The sequence below is a fragment of the Cyanobacteria bacterium FACHB-DQ100 genome, assembly GCA_014695195.1.
GTDB lineage: Bacteria > Cyanobacteriota > Cyanobacteriia > Leptolyngbyales > Leptolyngbyaceae > Leptolyngbya.
The window spans coordinates 25,756-42,879 of the sequence record JACJNW010000022.1; the positions used below are offsets into that span (position 1 = coordinate 25,756).

Here is a 17,124-nt window from a genome sequence, read left to right on the forward strand (position 1 = left end):
AACGTCGCCCGCCGAATCCTATGACCGAAATTCCTACCTTAGCCGATTTAGCCTTCATTCCCTACGTTGATGAGAATGGTCAACTGCCCGAACAATTTCAAGGGAAAGTCGGCATTTATGCCATTTTTGATCAATCTCAAACGCTAAAATTTATTGGCTTTTCGCGGGATGTTTTTCTCAGCTTAAGACAGCATTTAGTTCGATGCCTTTCTGAGTGCTACTGGATCAAAGTGCAGACCTTCGATCGACCCAACCGCACGCTTCTCGAAACAATTCGCGCGGCTTGGATTGAAGAGAATCATTTATCGATCGCCAACGAAGCCAAATGGACAGAACCAATCCAGGTCAAGTCTTTGATGACTGACCAAGAGCGATCAACCTACGAAAGTGCGATCGATGAATTCACACAGGGAAAAGCACTAAAGAACGTTGCTCGCCGCATTGAAGCTGAGATCATGGCTCAACTGAAAGCGCGAAATGTTCAAACAGAAATCCGATTCAATCCAAAACTCAAGGAAGAAGGCTTACTCGACCTGAAATAGCAGCATTAAAAATTTTTGAGTACAAGAGCCCTCTACATTGCAAAAAATTGCAACTCTCAAAGTCCCCCACTCGTGGGGGATTTAGGGGGCAGCCCAACGCTACAAACGCAGCCCCCAATCCTTCCTACTTCCGCTCCGGATGAGCAGAAATCTCTGGCGGTGGATTCCCCAGCATATTAATCGCTGCAATCAGTTGATACAGCTTGCCTAAATCCCGCTGATTAAAGTTCATCATCAAGCGCGGTAAAGCATAAGTCTCATCTTTAGCCTCTTGTGGAAGCGGTTTCGTCTTCTCGATCCGACCTGTGACGAGAATATCCCTGAACCGATCGTTCAACTCATCCACCGCCGCATCACTCAGTTCCGTCTTCAATCGCAGCACTAGCTGGCTGCCAACATAACGACTGGAGTGATACACCTGATAGAAATTAGAGATCGCCGCACAAGCCACATCAATATCATCGGTAATCGTGAACAGGCTCGGATCATCCGCGCTAATCAAGCCGCGCTTCAGCAACTGCTTATCAATGTACTCCGTCCAATCGTCCCAATATTTGCCGCCCGGCTTATCCACCAGCACCAGTGGCACCGGAGCCGATTTCCCGGTCTGCGTCAGCGTCAAACATTCAAACGCCTCATCTTGAGTCCCAAACCCACCCGGAAACAGCGCTAATGCATCGCTTTCCTTCAGAAAGAACACTTTACGCGTGAAAAAATACTTAAACGGAATCAGCTTTGGATCGCCTTGAATAAATTGATTTGCACCTTGCTCAAACGGCAACTGAATATTTAAGCCAAACGATTTTTCTGCTCCTGCGCCCTCGTTGCCCGCTTCCATAATGCCGCCGCCCGCACCCGTGATCACCATGTATCCCTGCTGCGTTACACATTGGGCAAACTCTTTTGCAAGCTGATACTCCTCAGTATTCGGCTTAATTCGAGCAGAACCAAAAATCGCAATCTTCCGCACATGACGATACGGATAGAACACAGTAAACGCCCGCTCCATATCTTGCAGCGACGCATTCAAAATCTTCCAGTCCAGCCGATCGATCTCATCACCCGACATTCGCGCAATCAGGTTCAGCGCTTGGGCAATTAACGCCCCGTGCTGCATATTTGGGAGATGATCGAGTAGGTCGTTCAGCGTCGATCGCAACGGCTCGACATTCAACATCGATGGGGACGGTTGGGACGGGTCAACAGGCATGAGCGATTCCTCACAAGGGCATTCTATTTTAGCGAGATTGGGCAGAATGCGATGCCCTCATCAATACTGAAAAACGCCCCAGAATTTTACTCCGGAGCGTTCTCAGCACTGTGACAAATGAGTTTAGCAAATGAGACGAATCCAGGGACGTAACCTTAAAGAAGATGCTTGTCAAGTGTGCTTGCAAGCGTCGTTTTCGGGACAGCACCGACGACCATATCCACCCGCTGACCGCCCTTGAAAATCATCAGCGTGGGAATGCTGCGAATTCCAAATCTGCTAGCAACTTGGGGATTTTCATCCGTGTTGACTTTGACCACTTTGACTTTGCCTTCGTATTGCTCTGCAATCTCATCGACTACAGGTGCAACCATTCGACAGGGACCACACCAGGGTGCCCAGAAGTCTACCAGGACTGGGACCTCACTCTGAATCACTTCCTGGTCAAAAGAAGAATCGGTAACTTGTGCGGTTGCTGACATTCCTGAAAATCCTTGCCTTTGTTTCATTTGACGAAATTCTAACATAGCAAAAACGACAGGAAGTATTCTCAGCCCAGACATAATTAGATACAAATCGGTGGCTCGTTCGGTTGAGAAATCTCTAAAACTTGAGAAATCTCTAAGAGAAATGGGGAGTAGGAAGTTAGGAAAAACTGAAATGATTAGCCCTGCTTCCGCTCCTCATTTCCCTACTTCTCGCTTTAAAAACAAGGAACCGCCTAAACCGAAGTCCAGGCGGAGTGTGGTGTGAGGAGTGAACGGAAACTTGCGTCTCCGCTTCCTCTATTCTAAACGACGGATTTGGATTTACCCGCCAATATTGCAAGTCGTGGCAAAACTCTTAAGCTTTTAATAAAAACTTTATTTTGCGGTCACGACTTCGTGTGCCAAGGGTATCGCGGCTGGTGAATTTAGAGGCTGCGATCGCGCCTTCGCGCTTATTTGCCCATTCCAAGCTGCTGGGCTTTCTGGTAGACTTTGCCTTCGGTTAATAGGGATGGAGCAATCACGACATCGACCTGCTGCATCTCCTTAATATTCTTCGCGCCTAGCGTTCCCATACTGGTTTGCAGCGCTCCGAGAAGGTTGTGCGTTCCATCATCTAATTGAGCGGGACCGCGCAAGATTTGTTCCAAGGTTCCGGTCGTGCCCACGCGAATCCGGGTTCCTCTGGGAAGGACGGGGCTAGGCGTTGCCATTCCCCAATGGAATCCGCGTCCCGGTGCTTCTTTGGCACGGGCAAACGGCGATCCAATCATCACCGCATCAGCACCACAAGCAATACATTTACAGATGTCGCCACCTGTGATCAGTCCACCGTCAGCAATCACAGGAACATACCGCCCCGTTTCGCGCTCGAAATCGTCGCGAGCGGCAGCACAATCTGCAACGGCGGTCGCTTGAGGCACTCCGACACCCAAGACTCCGCGAGATGTACAAGCGGCACCCGGCCCAATTCCAACGAGAATAGCGGCAGCTCCCGCTTTCATCAGATTCATCGTGACTTCGTAAGTGACGCAGTTTCCGAGAATTACGGGAATTGGCATTTCTTCGCAGAACTTCGCTAGATCCAAAGGAGCGATCGATTCCGGCGACAAGTGCGCGGTCGAAACCACGGTTGCCTGAATGAAGAACAAATCTGCTCCCGCTTTTGCGGCAATCTGTCCGAATCTGTCGGCACCCGCAGGAGTCGCACTCACGGCAGCGATTCCACCTTGGGATTTAATTTCTTGAATTCGCTTTTCGATTAATTCGGGCTTAATCGGTTGCGAATAAAGTTCTTGCATCAACGGCACAAATTCTGTTGTCCCGACTGAAGCGATGCGATCGAGAATCGGATTGGGGTCATCGTAGCGAGTTTGAATGCCTTCCAAGTTCAGAACGCCAAGTGCGCCTAACTGTGAAAGTTTGACCGCCATCTCGACATCGACGACTCCATCCATTGCCGACGCGATGATCGGAATTTCGCGATCGATGCCGCCGATCGTCCAGCCCGTCTCTGCCAGTTTCGGATCGAGTGTCCGCGCTCCAGGAGAAAGCGCAATTTCATCGAACCCATACGCTCTTCGAGCTGTTTTGCCCCTGCCGATTTGAATATCCACGCCAATGTTCCCCAAGCACTAATTGGATAAGAGTATCAAATTTCAATCCTAGTTGTGTGAGAAAAACAAGGGGCGATCGCGGTTCATTCTGTCAAACCTCTAGGAATTGCAAAACCCGTTAAACCAATCACCGGGACTTATAATTTTGAAATATTGGATTTGTCTTGCCATGTCACAAGAGTCTCAAGAGAATTGGCGTGATCGAATGGAGCGCCTAGAAGCAAACCTTGATCAATTTATCGATTTCGTTTCCCAGAATCAGCGTAATCAAGCCGTACAACTTCAAATTCATCAAGAACTGCTTGCATCTCATCAAGAACAAATTAATGAGATTAGGGAACTCTCCCGGCGGCTTGCCGAAACTCAGATTGCGACGTTTGCTCGCATTGATGAGATGCAGGCTGAAATTCGTGGACGTCAAATCGAGACTCAGCGAATGCTCGCCCTTTATTTGAACCGAGACCCCGATGAAGACACCCAAAACTAAATTCACCCTGACCCATCACCATCATGTTTGAAACCGCACAGTTAATTGAAAAAACTCAATGGTTAGGCATTGCGACGATCGCGTTTGCCGTTCTGACGATCGTTGCGTTTCTGTTCAAATGGGGAATTCGCTTCCGACTCGTCGGCGTGACCGGATTTACCGCCGTTCTCACCGGAGGGGTGTTCGCGCTCAGTTTAGGACTGTACAACCGTCCCAATATTCCTGGAAATGTTCATTACTCGCGGGTGTTTGATGCCGGAGCAGCTCAGGTCGTCATCGCTGTGCCTCCAACCATTACCGAATCTCAACTCGAAGCGACCCTCAAACAAGCTGCGATCGATATCTTCTCCTACGGTCGTCTTGGACAAGGATCAAATCAAATGACCATTCGGGCGCGAACCATTTTGCATCCTCAAGAGGGGATATCCCAACCTTTATACTTAGGTGAAATTCAGCGATCGCTCTCGATGCGCGAGGATGAAAACGCTACGATTAAGCTGTATCGCGAGAACTTGGCGCAGTTACCGCAGCCAACCGCATAAAGTTTGTTTCTTATTCCAAATATGTCTACTCAATCAAATTCTGTGGTTTCGTTGATGATTGCTCCTGCCCAAGTGGTACGCGGTTCAGGAGCGATCGAGCAAGTCGGAGATTGCATCGCTCGCTTGGGAACTCGTCCGCTCTTAGTTGGTGGAGAACGATCGCTTGAGGTGGTTAAATCTCGACTGAAATCAGTGTTTAAGTCGCACTCGCTTCAGGCTGCAAAAGCGTCTTACGGCAACGACTGTAGCGAGATTACGCTGGCAAATTTGAAAAAGGCAGTTGCAGACCATCAAGCCGATTTGATCATCGGAGTCGGAGGCGGTAAAGCGCTCGATACGGCAAAGCTTTTAGCCTATCAGTGCCATTTGCCGATCGTCACGATTCCGACTTCCGCCGCCACTTGTGCCGCTTGGACAGCGTTATCGAACGTATATTCTGAACAGCACGCTTTTCTGTACGATGTCGGATTGCCGCGCTGTCCGGAGCTGCTGGTGTTGGATTACGATTTGGTTGCAACCGCGCCCCAGAGAACATTAGTTGCTGGCATCGGAGATGCGATCGCGAAATGGTACGAAGCTTTGGTCAGTAGCGGTCACTCTGACAAAACCTTACTGATTGCCGCCGTTCAACAAGCGCGAGTTTTGCGCGATATCCTATTCCAGAAATCCGAAGCCGCTTTGCAGAATCCTTTAGGAGCAGAGTGGCAGGAAGTCGTGGATGCTTCAGTGCTGATGGCGGGTGTAATTGGTGGAATTGGTGGAGCGCAATGTCGAACCGTTGCGGCTCACGCGGTTCACAACGGATTAACTCACCTGCTCGAAAGTCATCACGCTTTACACGGCGAAAAAGTTGCGTTTGGAATTTTGGTGCAGCTTAGACTTGAAGAAATGGTTCAAGGCAATCAGCTTGCTGCGACCTCCCGCCAACAGTTGCTGAAGTTTTATGACCAAATTGGCTTGCCGAAGACGTTGGCGGACTTAGGACTGGGGAATGTGACGATCGCGCAGCTTCAACAGGCGGCGGAGATTGCTTGTAATGACACTTCAGACATTCATCGCTTACCGTTCCCGGTTGTTCCGAGTCAGCTGATGGCAGCAATGGTATCAACCACAGCACCGACAATATCGGCCCGCACTGACCTGAGTGATTTATCTATGGTTGGATCTGCGGTAGAATAGCCAACTCAGTCATTATTTGTCGATCGCTTCACACTCATGAATTTGCCCTGGATTTCTCCTGCCAATCGCTTAACAAAGCTGCCTCAATATGTGTTTGCGCGTCTGGATGAGCTAAAAGCCAACGCCAGAGCGCAAGGAGTTGATCTAATCGATTTGGGCATGGGAAATCCAGACGGGGCGACTCCAAGCCCGATCGTTGAGGCGGCGAGCAATGCGATTAAAGATTCTAGAAATCACGGATATCCGCCTTTTGAGGGCACAGCCAGCTTTCGCAAAGCTATTACCGATTGGTATCGACGACGCTATGGAGTTGATCTCAATCCTGACGGTGAAGCCCTGCCACTATTGGGATCAAAAGAAGGACTGACGCATTTAGCCTTGGCATATCTCGATCCGGGTGATGTTGTTTTGGTTCCGAGTCCTTCCTATCCGCCCCATTTTCGAGGGCCTTTAATTGCGGGTGCAACGTTATATCCACTAATGTTGAAAGCTGAGCAAAATTGGCTTATTGACCTCAGCGCCATTCCCGAAGAAGTGGCTCAGAAAGCGAAGATTTTGTATTTCAACTATCCGAGCAATCCCACAACTGCAACTGCTCCACGCGAGTTCTTTGAAGAAATTGTTGCCTTTGCGCGTCGGTATGAAATTTTGCTGGTACATGATCAAGCCTATGCAGAATTAGCGTTTGACGGATATCAGCCCACAAGTTTATTAGAAATTCCAGGCGCGAAAGAGATCGGAGTTGAGTTTCATACGCTGTCAAAAACGTACAACATGGCAGGCTGGCGCGTGGGGTTTGTTGTAGGAAATCGCCACGTGATTCAAGGATTGCGGACGCTGAAAACGAACCTTGATTACGGCATTTTTTCCGCCATTCAGACCGCAGCAGAAACCGCTTTGAACTTGCCCGATCGCTACCTTGTCGAAGTGCAGGAGCGCTATCGAACTCGCCGCGATTTCTTAATTAATGGACTTTCTGAATTAGGCTGGTCGATTCCGAAGCCCAACGCCACGATGTATCTTTGGGTTCCTTGTCCGCCGGGAATGGGTTCAACTGATTTTGCGCTGACCGTTCTGCAGAAAACGGGGGTTGTTGTCACTCCTGGAAATGCGTTTGGCGCAGGGGGGGAAGGCTATGTGCGAATTAGCTTAATTGCAGAGTGCGATCGCTTAGGTGAAGCCCTAAACCGATTAAAGCAAGCCAACATCCGTTTCGCTTAAAACAACTCAAACTTTCTCAGCAAAATCGCGATTGCAAGCTATTATATTGCGGCAGATTAATGCTGAGGAAATGACGATGAGCCGCCATCTACTGTCGATCGAGCCATTTGATATGAATGGGTTTCGCTTTCCGGGGTATATGGTGAGCAGCACTGCTCCGATCAATGTTGAAGATAAAGACGAAACGACTATCGATCGAGATCCCAGCGAGGTTTTGAAGGAGATTGCGGATTACCTACAGCAGCATGAAGATGCTGAAATTTTGATTGCAATTCACGGTTATAACTCCAGCAAATCAGGAGCAAGATGGTGGTACGAAGAAATCCGCAGATATGTTAATCAAAACTTCGCAAACCATGTTTCACCAGGCTTGATGGTCATTGGTTACCGATGGTCTTCAGAAAACGTATTTCCGAATGAGTCGGGTCAGAAATCTTCGAGCATTCTTAAGGTTTTGCCAGGAACGATTAAGGCATTCAAAGCTTTACCAAAACCTCTAGCGATCGCAGGTATTTTTGGAGTATTACTTGCGGTGATTGGTGGCATTTTTAATCTTGTCATTGCGCTATTCAATCTTGTTGATAGTCTTACTATTCTGATTGCTTCCTCTTTGGCACTAACGCTCTCTTTATCGATTGTTGTGGTTATTTTGACAATCTTTATTCTGAGAATCTCAGGATATTTTCGAGATACTTATCGTGCAGCAAATTTTGGTGTTTCAGATTTAGTTGAATTTATTCGACAGCTAGATAATCAATTGGTAGGGCAATCGACAAATCGGCAAAAACGAGTCCGTCTTAGTTTCATTGGGCACAGTATGGGTGCTTTTGTAGTGACAAATACGGTGCGAATTTTGTCAGATGTATTCGATCGAGATTCGATCGGAAATCTACACATCAAAAATCAGAAAAAGCTTCCTTCTTCAGATATTGGTAATGCCTTTCGGTTGAGCCGATTAGTATTAGTTGCACCTGATATTTCTGCTGAAGCGATCATCTCAGGACGAGGGAATCCGTTAAAGTCTTCGTTGCGTCGTTTTGATGAAGCTTATCTCTTCAGCAACGAAGGCGATATGGTGCTGAAAATTGCTTCAACTGCGGCAAATTACTTCAGTTTTCCGACAAGCACCCGAGATGGAGGATATCGCTTAGGAAATGTGATTGTGAGAAGTCCGGGGAAATTTGGACTTGAGAAAAGCGGCATCGTGAATCTAGATAATTCTGGGCAATTAATTCCGTTATGTGGAATTGAGTTTTTAGAGCGTTTGTATCTACGAGAAGGAATGCCACTGTCGAAGCGGCAAGAACAAATTGACTTGGAGAGCGATCGTTTTATTGCAGAATTATTTACTTATTTCGATTGCACAAACTACCAAGAAAACGGTAGAGGAATTGTTAGTCAAGCGCTTGGTAAATCCTTCCTAAATTTCAAAGATTATGTTGCTTTGATTCTCTCTGGAGCAGACGGACACGGTGGATTTTTATTTGCTAAAGATGCGAATTTTAGTCGTCGCTTAATTTACGGATTGAGCAGTATTGGACTTGAAAAGTTGCTCATGACGATCGATGCAAATCAGGGAGATCACCAGGTTTTACTCAAGCTTTTTTCTCAACAATGCGGCGAAAAAGGCATTCAAGTTTTGCTTGCGAATGAGCGGTACGATCGTCTTGGTTTAGCTAGTGGAAAGCTGAGCGATCGAAAAGCATTCTAGTTCAGCCCTTATCTTCGGAGAACTCCTGCTTCGAGGTAGTCTTTAATTTTTAAGGACAATGCGATCGAATACGCTCACATTAGCGATCGTTCTGACGATCGGAATTCTTTCAGTTTCAACGGCTGCAATTCTGATTCGACTGGCGACAACCGTTTCAGGTGTTTCAGGCGTTGGGTTTAGTCTTGTTTTAGCAGCATCCCGCTTGTCGATCGCAGCGCTGGTTCTGGTTCCAACTTGGCGGTCTTTTCAGACCGCTTCACCGAGTGCGACCAAATTCGCGATCGGTGCAGGGATTTCGCTGGCGGTGCATTTTGCGACCTGGATTTCGTCGCTGTCTTATACGTCGATCGCAGCTTCGACAACGCTTGTAACAACGAATCCACTCTGGGTTGCTCTGCTTAGTTGGGCTTGGTTTCGAGAAAAGCCAACTCGTGCAACGTTTTGGGGAATTGGAATTGCCATGATTGGGGGCATCTTAATTGGATTTGATCAAACCAGTCGAGATGGTTCAAATCCACTGCTGGGAAATGGATTAGCGATCGTCGGCGCGTGGGCAGCAAGTTTATATCTGTTATTAGGACGAGAAGCACAACGGCAAGGATTAAACGTAAAAATTTACGTCACGATCGCCTATAGTGTTGCAGCAATCGTACTGTTTCCCTTGCCGTTCCTATTCGCCTCATCTTACATTGGCTATCCCATTCTCACTTATGTTTACATTGCATTGATGGCAGTGTTTCCACAACTGATTGGACATACCAGTTTCAATTGGTCAATGCGACATCTACCACCAACGATCGTGACGCTGATTATTTTGCTAGAGCCAGTTGGATCGACGATTTTTGCGATCGCACTATTTCAAGAAATTCCTGGAACGCAAGTGATTGCAGGAGCTTTGGTCTTATTAATCGGAGTCGCGATCGCAATTTTAGGAAATTCTGCAAAAGTATCCTGATTTACCCGAATCTCTGAGTAAAGGGGAATGGTAGATGCACCCTGATAATTACCCCTGGCTTCGGTCGGGGGTTTTTTGTTCCAGCGCTTCGATTGCCGCTTCGAGCGCGATCGCTACATGCGTCCAATGCGTTCCACCTTGGCAAAACACAACATAAGGTTCACGTAAAGGGCCATCGGCAGAAAATTCCGAAGTGCTGCCATCGATAAAAGTTCCACCTGCCATCACCAACTCACTCTCATAGCCAGGCATTCCCGACGGAACCGGATCGAGATAAGAGCCGATCGGTGAATTCTGCTGAATTGATCGGCAAAACGCAATAATCTTTTCCGGCGAACCTAGCTTAATCGCTTGAATCACATCGCGCCTCGGAGCCATCGGAGCCGGATTTACCGGATAGCCCAACTTGTCAAACACATAAGCGGTCAGATGATTGCCTTTCATCGCTTCACCCACCATTTGAGGTGCAAGAAACAAGCCCTGAAATAACAAGCGATTTTGATCAAACGTCGCACCGCCGGAACTGCCAATTCCCGGAGCAGTTAACCGACAAGCTGCCATTTCTACCAAATCAGCTCGACCTGCAACGTATCCGCCCGTCGTGACGATCGTCCCCCCCATATTTTTAATCAAAGACCCCGCAATCAAGTCTGCTCCAACCGCCGTGGGTTCTCGATCTTCCACAAACTCTCCATAGCAGTTATCCACAAAGCAAACCGTATTCGGATTCTGTTCCTTGACGATCGCAACGATCTTCTCAATTTCGACGATCGACAAACTCGGTCGCCACGAATAGCCACACGATCGCTGAATCGAAACTAATTTTGTATTCGCTCGAATCGCCGTCCGGAGCGCGTGCCAGTCGATTAACCCGTCCGGCGTAAGTTCCAACTGCCGATACGAAACGCTAAGATCTTTGAGAGAGCCTTGCTGATGTCCCCGCAAGCCAATCACTTCTTCTAAGGTGTCGTAGGGCGCACCCGCAACGCAGAGCATTTCATCACCCGGACGTAACACTCCGTAAAGCGCCGAGGCGATCGCATGAGTTCCAGACACAAACTGCACCCGAACGATCGCAGCCTCAGCCTGAACGATCTCTGCAAAGACCCGATCGAGCACTTCTCGTCCTAAATCATCATGACCATAGCCGGAGACACTGGCAAAATGATGAACTCCCACTCGATGATGGCGATAAGCAGCCAGCACCCTTTGTAAATTTTTCTTGACCTGAGAGTCAATACCAGAAAAAATTGCAGATAGCGCCTGTTCTGCTTCTTTTATCAAGATCGAGCCGTCCATCGTCTGCCTCGTTCATTAATATTTACAGTAGAGATTGCGCTAACCCGAATAACTCAGTCGGTTAGAGCGGGTTCTATTGTCGCGCAAATTGGTATCGTATTCCGTTTAGAGATTCTTTCATGACTATTGCAACTTCCGAAAAACTGAAAATAGACTATCCCACGCTAGGCTTCATGGTGGCGATTCACATCGGCGCACTGTTCGCCTTTTTGCCCGGAAACTTTAGCTGGAGCGCAGTCGGATTAGCAATCTTCCTTCACTGGCTGACCGGAGGCTTAGGAATTACCCTCGGCTGGCACCGTCTCATGAGTCACCGCAGCTTCCAAGTCCCAAAATGGCTCGAATACACCCTAGTTTTCTTTGGTTCATTGGCAATGCAGGGCGGGCCAATCTGGTGGATCGGGCTACATCGTCATCATCATCTTTATTCTGATCAGCCCAACGATCACCACGATTCGACCAAGGGATTCTGGTGGAGCCATATGGAATGGATGCTGCGGGATGTTCCGGCTGAAAATGAAGTTCCTAAATTCACAAAAGATATTGCCGACGACAAGTTTTATCAGTTCTTAGAAAACTATTTTGCACTGCTGCAAATTGCATTAGGCGTGTTGCTGTATGCGATCGGCGGTTGGTCATTCGTGGTTTGGGGAATCTTTGTTCGCTTGGTGCTGGTTTACCACTGCACTTGGCTTGTCAACAGTGCAACCCATAAATTCGGCTACCGCACCTATGAATCCGGTGACAACTCCACAAACTGCTGGTGGGTAGCGCTTCTGGTTTACGGCGAAGGCTGGCACAACAATCACCATGCGTTTCAGTATTCCGCCCGTCACGGTCTGAAATGGTGGGAAATCGATATGACTTGGATGACGATTCGGCTACTGCAAGTTCTTGGTCTTGCAACCAAGGTGAAACTTGCAGAAGAAAAAGCTTAGAGTCAGATTTCAATAAAAAATCCCGGACGATAAACAGCGCGATCGTCCGGGATTTTTTATTAGAGAAGGGCTACTTCGCGCCCTCCGGAAACTTGGGAATTCGACCCGAAAAGGTTAGCATGATGGGATTGTGGGTAGGAGCTTAGCGCATGAAATTACGGATCGGTGCAAGTCTTCAGAACGGAAAGTACCAACTCAATCAAGTTCTAGGGCGCGAGAGCTTAGGCGCAACTTATCTAGCAACGCAAACGCTCCTTCAGCAATCGGTCGTAATTAAAACGATCGACCCTAGCCTGCAAGTGATGCAAAGCTTCCCCCAACTCAAAACTCGATTCATCGAAGAAACTCGGCTTCTCGCTCGTTCCCAGCACCCCAGTATTGTGCGAGTTCTCGACTTTTTCCAAGAAGATGGTCTACCGTTTCTGGTGATGGAATACATTCCGGGTCAGACTCTGCACGATCGCATTTCTACGTTTAATGCACCACATCTAACCGAAGCCGAAGCGATTCACTATCTGCGGCAAGTCGCCTCAGCGCTCAGCGTTGCTCATCGTAACGGACTGATTCACCGCAATATTCGACCCGAAACGATCGTGCGTCGTCAAGGCACTAATTTAGGCGTTCTCGTCGGCTTCGGGTTTGCTCACGACCTTGCACCCCCGGTTGAGAAAAGCCCCTTTCTTCCTCTTGATGCCAATTGGAGCCAAGACAATCGATTCGCGATCGACCTCTACTCGCTGGCTGCAACTCTTTACTTTATCCTGACCGGACAATTCCCGAACGGCTCACCGTCGCTTGAACACCACTCTTGGAGTCCTGCAACCAAGCAAGCCATCTTTCGAGGACTGACCCGTGATCCCCAGTGGCAGCTTCAAACTGCGGATGAGTGGTTGCGCCTCCTTCCCAACACAACGCTCCCACTGATGGCAACGAACCCCACCAGCAATGGTGCAAACAGTGCAGCCAATAATATTGTTCAGAGTACTCCGACAACTGGCAATTCCACATCGTCTCAAAACGGTCGGGGACGCTCGATCGAGCCAGAAGTCACGCTGGCTTCATTCCCGGTACAGAACGGACGCTCGGCGGCTCCTCCCACTAAAGCTCCTACCGCGCCACCCGCCCCAACCTTGACGGCACTTCCCACAACTGCCGTAGAAGCGACTCCGGCATCAGCAGTCCTTGTATCCCCGACCCCTCGCTTGCCAAAATCTTTAGTCCTAACGATGGTGACGGCTGGCGCGATCGGCGTAGGATTCGGATTAGCGCTGCGAATTAGCGCGACCAAAGCACCCGGAACGACTTTGCTACAGCCTGTACAGCCTTTTCCCGAAAAAGAATGGAAAGGCACACTCAATCCAAATGATAAGGATGCCGCCGATCTTCCCCTTGAATCCAGCAGCGCCAATTCCAACAAAACACCCTTAAAACCCGTTACCCCAGAAGTCGATCGCTCTATCTATACCCCCCCAAAAATAGAAACGCCGTCGCCTGAACCGATTCGCCCGCGCCGTCATCCACTCACCGAGGAGATCGTACCCACCAACCCTGTGAAACCCAAGCCCTCAGTTGAACCGAGCGAACCTGAGATCGAGCCAACTGAGCCTTTACCCGAAACGAGTACAACCCCTGAACCTGTCGTTCCGCCGGCAACCGCTCCGGCTCCCGTTGCGCCTGCACCTTTGAAACCCAGTTCTCGCGAAGTCACGCCGACTCCACCCACAACACCCTAACGGTCGATCGCGGAGATTCTCCCTCCGCCTGGGTTGTCCTCTCGACGGCTCACGCTATAATTCAGGCAGCGCTAGGAAAAATTTTATGAGTACCCCCTTAGTTCATGCTTTCTTTGTAGGTCGAGCGATCGCTGAAATTGCTTACGAGCGGCTTGAAGCAGGTCTTACCGATGCCTTGAGCGAGCTAGGAAAATTCGATGCCGAACAGCGAGAAAACCTGCGGCAGCTTGTCGATGAAGTGATGGCACGGGCAGAGCGTGAAGCCACGATCGCCACCCAAGCTCAAACGACGACCGCGATCGTTCCGTTAGACTTACAAACAAGCGGCGACCTGCAAGCGACGATCGACGATCTGCGGGCAGAAATCGCGGAATTGCGGTCTGAACTTCAGCGCTACCGGACGCGATCGACTCAGTAAGATTCGCGTTTGTAATAATAAAGTTGAGTTTAACATTCAGTGTTAGTTGAGAAATCGCGTGTCTGTTTCTTCCAATGACTCCAGCCCTTCGGCATTCTCGACGGAGCCAATCGAGTCTGAGCGCTCCGAAAACGTGACCGACCCCGACCTGCCTAGTGTTGAGAAGGTAACTTCCTTGCCTGAACCAGCCCCCCATGAGCCTGAGTTTGATGGAGCAGCCAGAAGCATCACGCGGCGGCGCAAAGCTCCAGAAATTTTGCATTCCAATAAAGCGTATCGTTGGAACCGGGAGAAATACTCGCGGCAGCGCAGATTTATCGATATTTGGTCGTTCGTGCTGAAGTTGATGGGCGCGCGCTGGCTGTACACGAAGCGCTGGAGCTACAAGGGCGGAATCAGCGACGCGAAAAAAGCGGCTCGACGCAAATCTCTTGCCATCTGGATTCGAGAAACCTTACTGGATTTAGGTCCGACCTTCATCAAAATTGGTCAGCTCTTCTCAACGCGGGCAGATCTGTTTGCGAGTGAGTTTGTCGAGGAACTGTCTAAACTGCAAGATCGTGTGCCTGCATTCAGCTACGAACAGGTCGTTGCGATTATCGAACAGGATTTGGGCAAGTCGATCGAAGAACTCTATCGCAGCTTTGACCCGATTCCGCTTGCGGCTGCCAGCCTCGGTCAAGTACACCGCGCTCAACTGCACTCCGGCGAAGAAGTCGTTGTAAAAGTGCAGCGCCCTGCATTAAAGCAGTTATTTGAAATCGACTTGCAAATCCTCAAGGGCATCACTCGCTATTTTCAGAATCACCCAGAGTGGGGCAAAGGACGCGATTGGATTGGCATTTACGAAGAATGCTGCAAAATCCTGTGGGAAGAAATCGACTACCTCAATGAAGGACGTAACGCCGATACATTTCGCCGAAATTTCCGGGGTCACGAGTGGGTTCATGTTCCGCGAGTCTACTGGCGCTACGCCTCTCCGCGTGTTCTGACCCTGGAATATATGCCCGGAATTAAGATCAGCCATTACGATGCGCTGGAGGCAGCAGGACTCGATCGCAAACTCCTCGCCCAACTGGGAGCCAGAGCCTACCTGCATCAACTTCTTGATGATGGCTTCTTTCATGCCGATCCGCATCCGGGAAATATTGCGGTGAGTCCCGATGGCGCACTAATTTTCTACGATTTCGGCATGATGGGACAAATCAAGCCCATTACTCGCGAACGATTGCTCGATACATTCTTTGGAGTTGCTCAAAAAGACGGCGATCGCGTGGTGAAGTCGCTGATCGATCTGGGTGCGCTGGCTCCGACTGATGATATCGGCCCGGTGCGGCGCTCGGTTCAGTTCATGCTAGATCACTTCATGGATAAACCGTTTGAGGAACAATCGGTCAACGCTATCAGCGACGATTTGTATGAAATTGCGTATGATCAACCCTTCCGATTTCCTGCAACGTTTACCTTCGTCATGCGGGCATTCTCAACCTTAGAAGGAGTCGGCAAAGGACTCGACCCGGAATTTAACTTTATGGAGGTTGCAAAACCATTTGCAATGCAGCTTATGAGCAACGGAAATTCCCCGGATGGTGGACTTTTGAACGAATTAAGTCGTCAAGCAGTACAAGTCAGTAGCACCGCATTCGGGCTACCGCGTCGAATTGAAGATACCCTCGACAAGCTAGAGCGCGGCGATTTGCGCGTCAGAGTTCGATCAACCGAAACCGATCGCATCTTGCGGCGCATCGGCGGCGTAAATGTAGGGACAAACTACACACTACTAACTTGTGCGTTTACGATTTCCTCAACCATTTTATTGGTGAATCAACTTTATTGGGTTGCCGGAATTGTCGCGATCGCTGCGGTAGTTAGCGGAATCGCTCTGATTCGATTGATGATGAAGCTCGATCGGTTCGATCGAATGCCTTAAATGAATGGTGTGTTTGTGGGGCGAGGTGTGAATACTTAGACTCAGAGTAAATTTAACTTAGCTTCGACGCTTTTTACCCGATACGCTGAACACCATGAAACGCTTCTTTACTGCAGGGATGACTGATACCGGACTGATCCGATCTGTCAACCAAGACGCTTATTCTGTCGATCCAGATGAGCGATTTTTCATTGTCACTGATGGTATGGGTGGACACGCAGGCGGACAAGAAGCCAGTCGCATCGCGATAGAGACGATGCAAGCAGTTCTGACGCAGCAGTGGGAAACCGATCTCGATTCGGAAACGCTGTTGCAGCAAGCAGTCTTAGAGGCGAATCAAGCCATTCTCAAGGATCAGCGCCTCCACCCGGAACGAGCAGATATGGGAACTACGGCAGTTGCGGTGATTTTCCGGGATGACCAACCGCTTTATACCCATATTGGAGATTCGCGACTATATCGACTGCGAGGAGCTAAACTCGAACAAATCACCGAAGACCATACTTGGGTCGCAAGAGCAATGCGCCTCGGTGAAATTACGCCGGATCAAGCGCGAGTCCATCCCATGCGCCACGTCTTAGCTCAATGTTTAGGACGACCTGAATTAGAAACCGTAGAAGTACGATCGCTCTCCGTGCAGTCGGGCGATCGTTTGCTGCTCTGTAGCGACGGACTGACCGAAGAACTCTCTGATCAACTCATCGCGAACCATCTGAAATCAATTCGAGCCTGCGAAAAGGCAGCCACTGCGTTGATTAATGCAGCAAAAGATCGCGGCGGACGAGACAATATCACTGTGGTGATTGTCGCAATTCCGTAATCTGAATCTGCTTTATCACCATCACTCTAAAGTAA

Annotated in this window: 16 protein-coding genes; 12 read left to right on the plus strand and 4 right to left on the minus strand. The window is 49.1% G+C overall.

What is annotated here, in order from left to right; genetic code table 11:
- The first annotated feature begins 20 nt into the window (after window positions 1-20).
- Window positions 21-542, plus strand: a complete 522-nt coding sequence (locus H6F51_06920) for a GIY-YIG nuclease family protein (GenBank protein ID MBD1822227.1) — start codon at window positions 21-23, stop codon at window positions 540-542.
- Window positions 543-666: 124 nt separating this feature from the next.
- Here H6F51_06920 and H6F51_06925 read toward each other — a convergent pair whose 3' ends face one another.
- From H6F51_06925 to H6F51_06935, 3 genes are all read right to left on the minus strand, one after another.
- The gene (locus tag H6F51_06925; GenBank protein MBD1822228.1) at window positions 667-1,719 is read right to left on the minus strand and encodes an LOG family protein; all 1,053 of its coding nucleotides are present in this window, start codon (window positions 1,717-1,719) and stop codon (window positions 667-669) included.
- A gap of 188 nt (window positions 1,720-1,907) precedes the next feature.
- Window positions 1,908-2,261, minus strand: a complete 354-nt coding sequence (gene trxA, locus H6F51_06930) for a thioredoxin (GenBank protein ID MBD1822229.1) — start codon at window positions 2,259-2,261, stop codon at window positions 1,908-1,910.
- Window positions 2,262-2,692: 431 nt separating this feature from the next.
- Window positions 2,693-3,856 carry a GuaB3 family IMP dehydrogenase-related protein gene (locus H6F51_06935; protein ID MBD1822230.1) on the minus strand — a complete coding sequence of 388 codons (1,164 nt, stop codon included), beginning with the start codon at window positions 3,854-3,856 and terminating at the stop codon, window positions 2,693-2,695.
- Window positions 3,857-4,025: 169 nt separating this feature from the next.
- Here H6F51_06935 and H6F51_06940 point away from each other — a divergent pair, with 169 nt between their 5' ends.
- The 6 genes from H6F51_06940 to H6F51_06965 all read left to right on the plus strand — a co-directional run bounded on the left by H6F51_06940 (window position 4,026) and on the right by H6F51_06965 (window position 9,951).
- Window positions 4,026-4,343, plus strand: a complete 318-nt coding sequence (locus H6F51_06940; GenBank protein ID MBD1822231.1) for a hypothetical protein — start codon at window positions 4,026-4,028, stop codon at window positions 4,341-4,343.
- A gap of 23 nt (window positions 4,344-4,366) precedes the next feature.
- A complete protein-coding gene (locus H6F51_06945) occupies window positions 4,367-4,885 on the plus strand; it encodes a Ycf51 family protein (protein ID MBD1822232.1) in 519 nt (172 codons plus the stop codon).
- A gap of 21 nt (window positions 4,886-4,906) precedes the next feature.
- Entirely contained in the window at window positions 4,907-6,064 is a 1,158-nt protein-coding gene (locus H6F51_06950) for an iron-containing alcohol dehydrogenase family protein (protein MBD1822233.1), read from the plus strand.
- A gap of 36 nt (window positions 6,065-6,100) precedes the next feature.
- Window positions 6,101-7,285, plus strand: coding sequence for an aspartate aminotransferase (locus H6F51_06955; GenBank protein ID MBD1822234.1), 1,185 nt, complete (start codon window positions 6,101-6,103; stop codon window positions 7,283-7,285).
- 76 nt (window positions 7,286-7,361) lie between these two features.
- On the plus strand, window positions 7,362-8,996 hold the full coding sequence (locus H6F51_06960; GenBank protein MBD1822235.1) for an alpha/beta hydrolase: 1,635 nt from the start codon (window positions 7,362-7,364) through the stop codon (window positions 8,994-8,996).
- Between the two features lie 58 nt (window positions 8,997-9,054).
- A complete protein-coding gene (locus tag H6F51_06965; GenBank protein MBD1822236.1) occupies window positions 9,055-9,951 on the plus strand; it encodes a DMT family transporter in 897 nt (298 codons plus the stop codon).
- A gap of 48 nt (window positions 9,952-9,999) precedes the next feature.
- Here H6F51_06965 and H6F51_06970 read toward each other — a convergent pair whose 3' ends face one another.
- A complete protein-coding gene (locus tag H6F51_06970) occupies window positions 10,000-11,250 on the minus strand; it encodes a methionine gamma-lyase family protein (protein MBD1822237.1) in 1,251 nt (416 codons plus the stop codon).
- A 119-nt stretch (window positions 11,251-11,369) separates the two neighbouring features.
- On the opposite strand from H6F51_06970, the gene H6F51_06975 reads away from it, so the two are divergent.
- From H6F51_06975 to H6F51_06995, 5 genes are all read left to right on the plus strand, one after another.
- Complete coding sequence (locus tag H6F51_06975; GenBank protein MBD1822238.1) at window positions 11,370-12,188, plus strand: acyl-CoA desaturase; 819 nt, start codon at window positions 11,370-11,372, stop codon at window positions 12,186-12,188.
- A gap of 149 nt (window positions 12,189-12,337) precedes the next feature.
- Window positions 12,338-13,921, plus strand: a complete 1,584-nt coding sequence (locus H6F51_06980) for a protein kinase (GenBank protein MBD1822239.1) — start codon at window positions 12,338-12,340, stop codon at window positions 13,919-13,921.
- An 85-nt stretch (window positions 13,922-14,006) separates the two neighbouring features.
- Window positions 14,007-14,339 (plus strand): hypothetical protein, encoded by a 333-nt coding sequence (locus H6F51_06985; protein MBD1822240.1) that lies wholly within the window; start codon window positions 14,007-14,009, stop codon window positions 14,337-14,339.
- Between the two features lie 109 nt (window positions 14,340-14,448).
- On the plus strand, window positions 14,449-16,269 hold the full coding sequence (locus H6F51_06990) for an AarF/ABC1/UbiB kinase family protein (protein ID MBD1822241.1): 1,821 nt from the start codon (window positions 14,449-14,451) through the stop codon (window positions 16,267-16,269).
- Between the two features lie 94 nt (window positions 16,270-16,363).
- On the plus strand, window positions 16,364-17,089 hold the full coding sequence (locus H6F51_06995; protein MBD1822242.1) for a Stp1/IreP family PP2C-type Ser/Thr phosphatase: 726 nt from the start codon (window positions 16,364-16,366) through the stop codon (window positions 17,087-17,089).
- Window positions 17,090-17,124 lie beyond the last annotated feature (35 nt).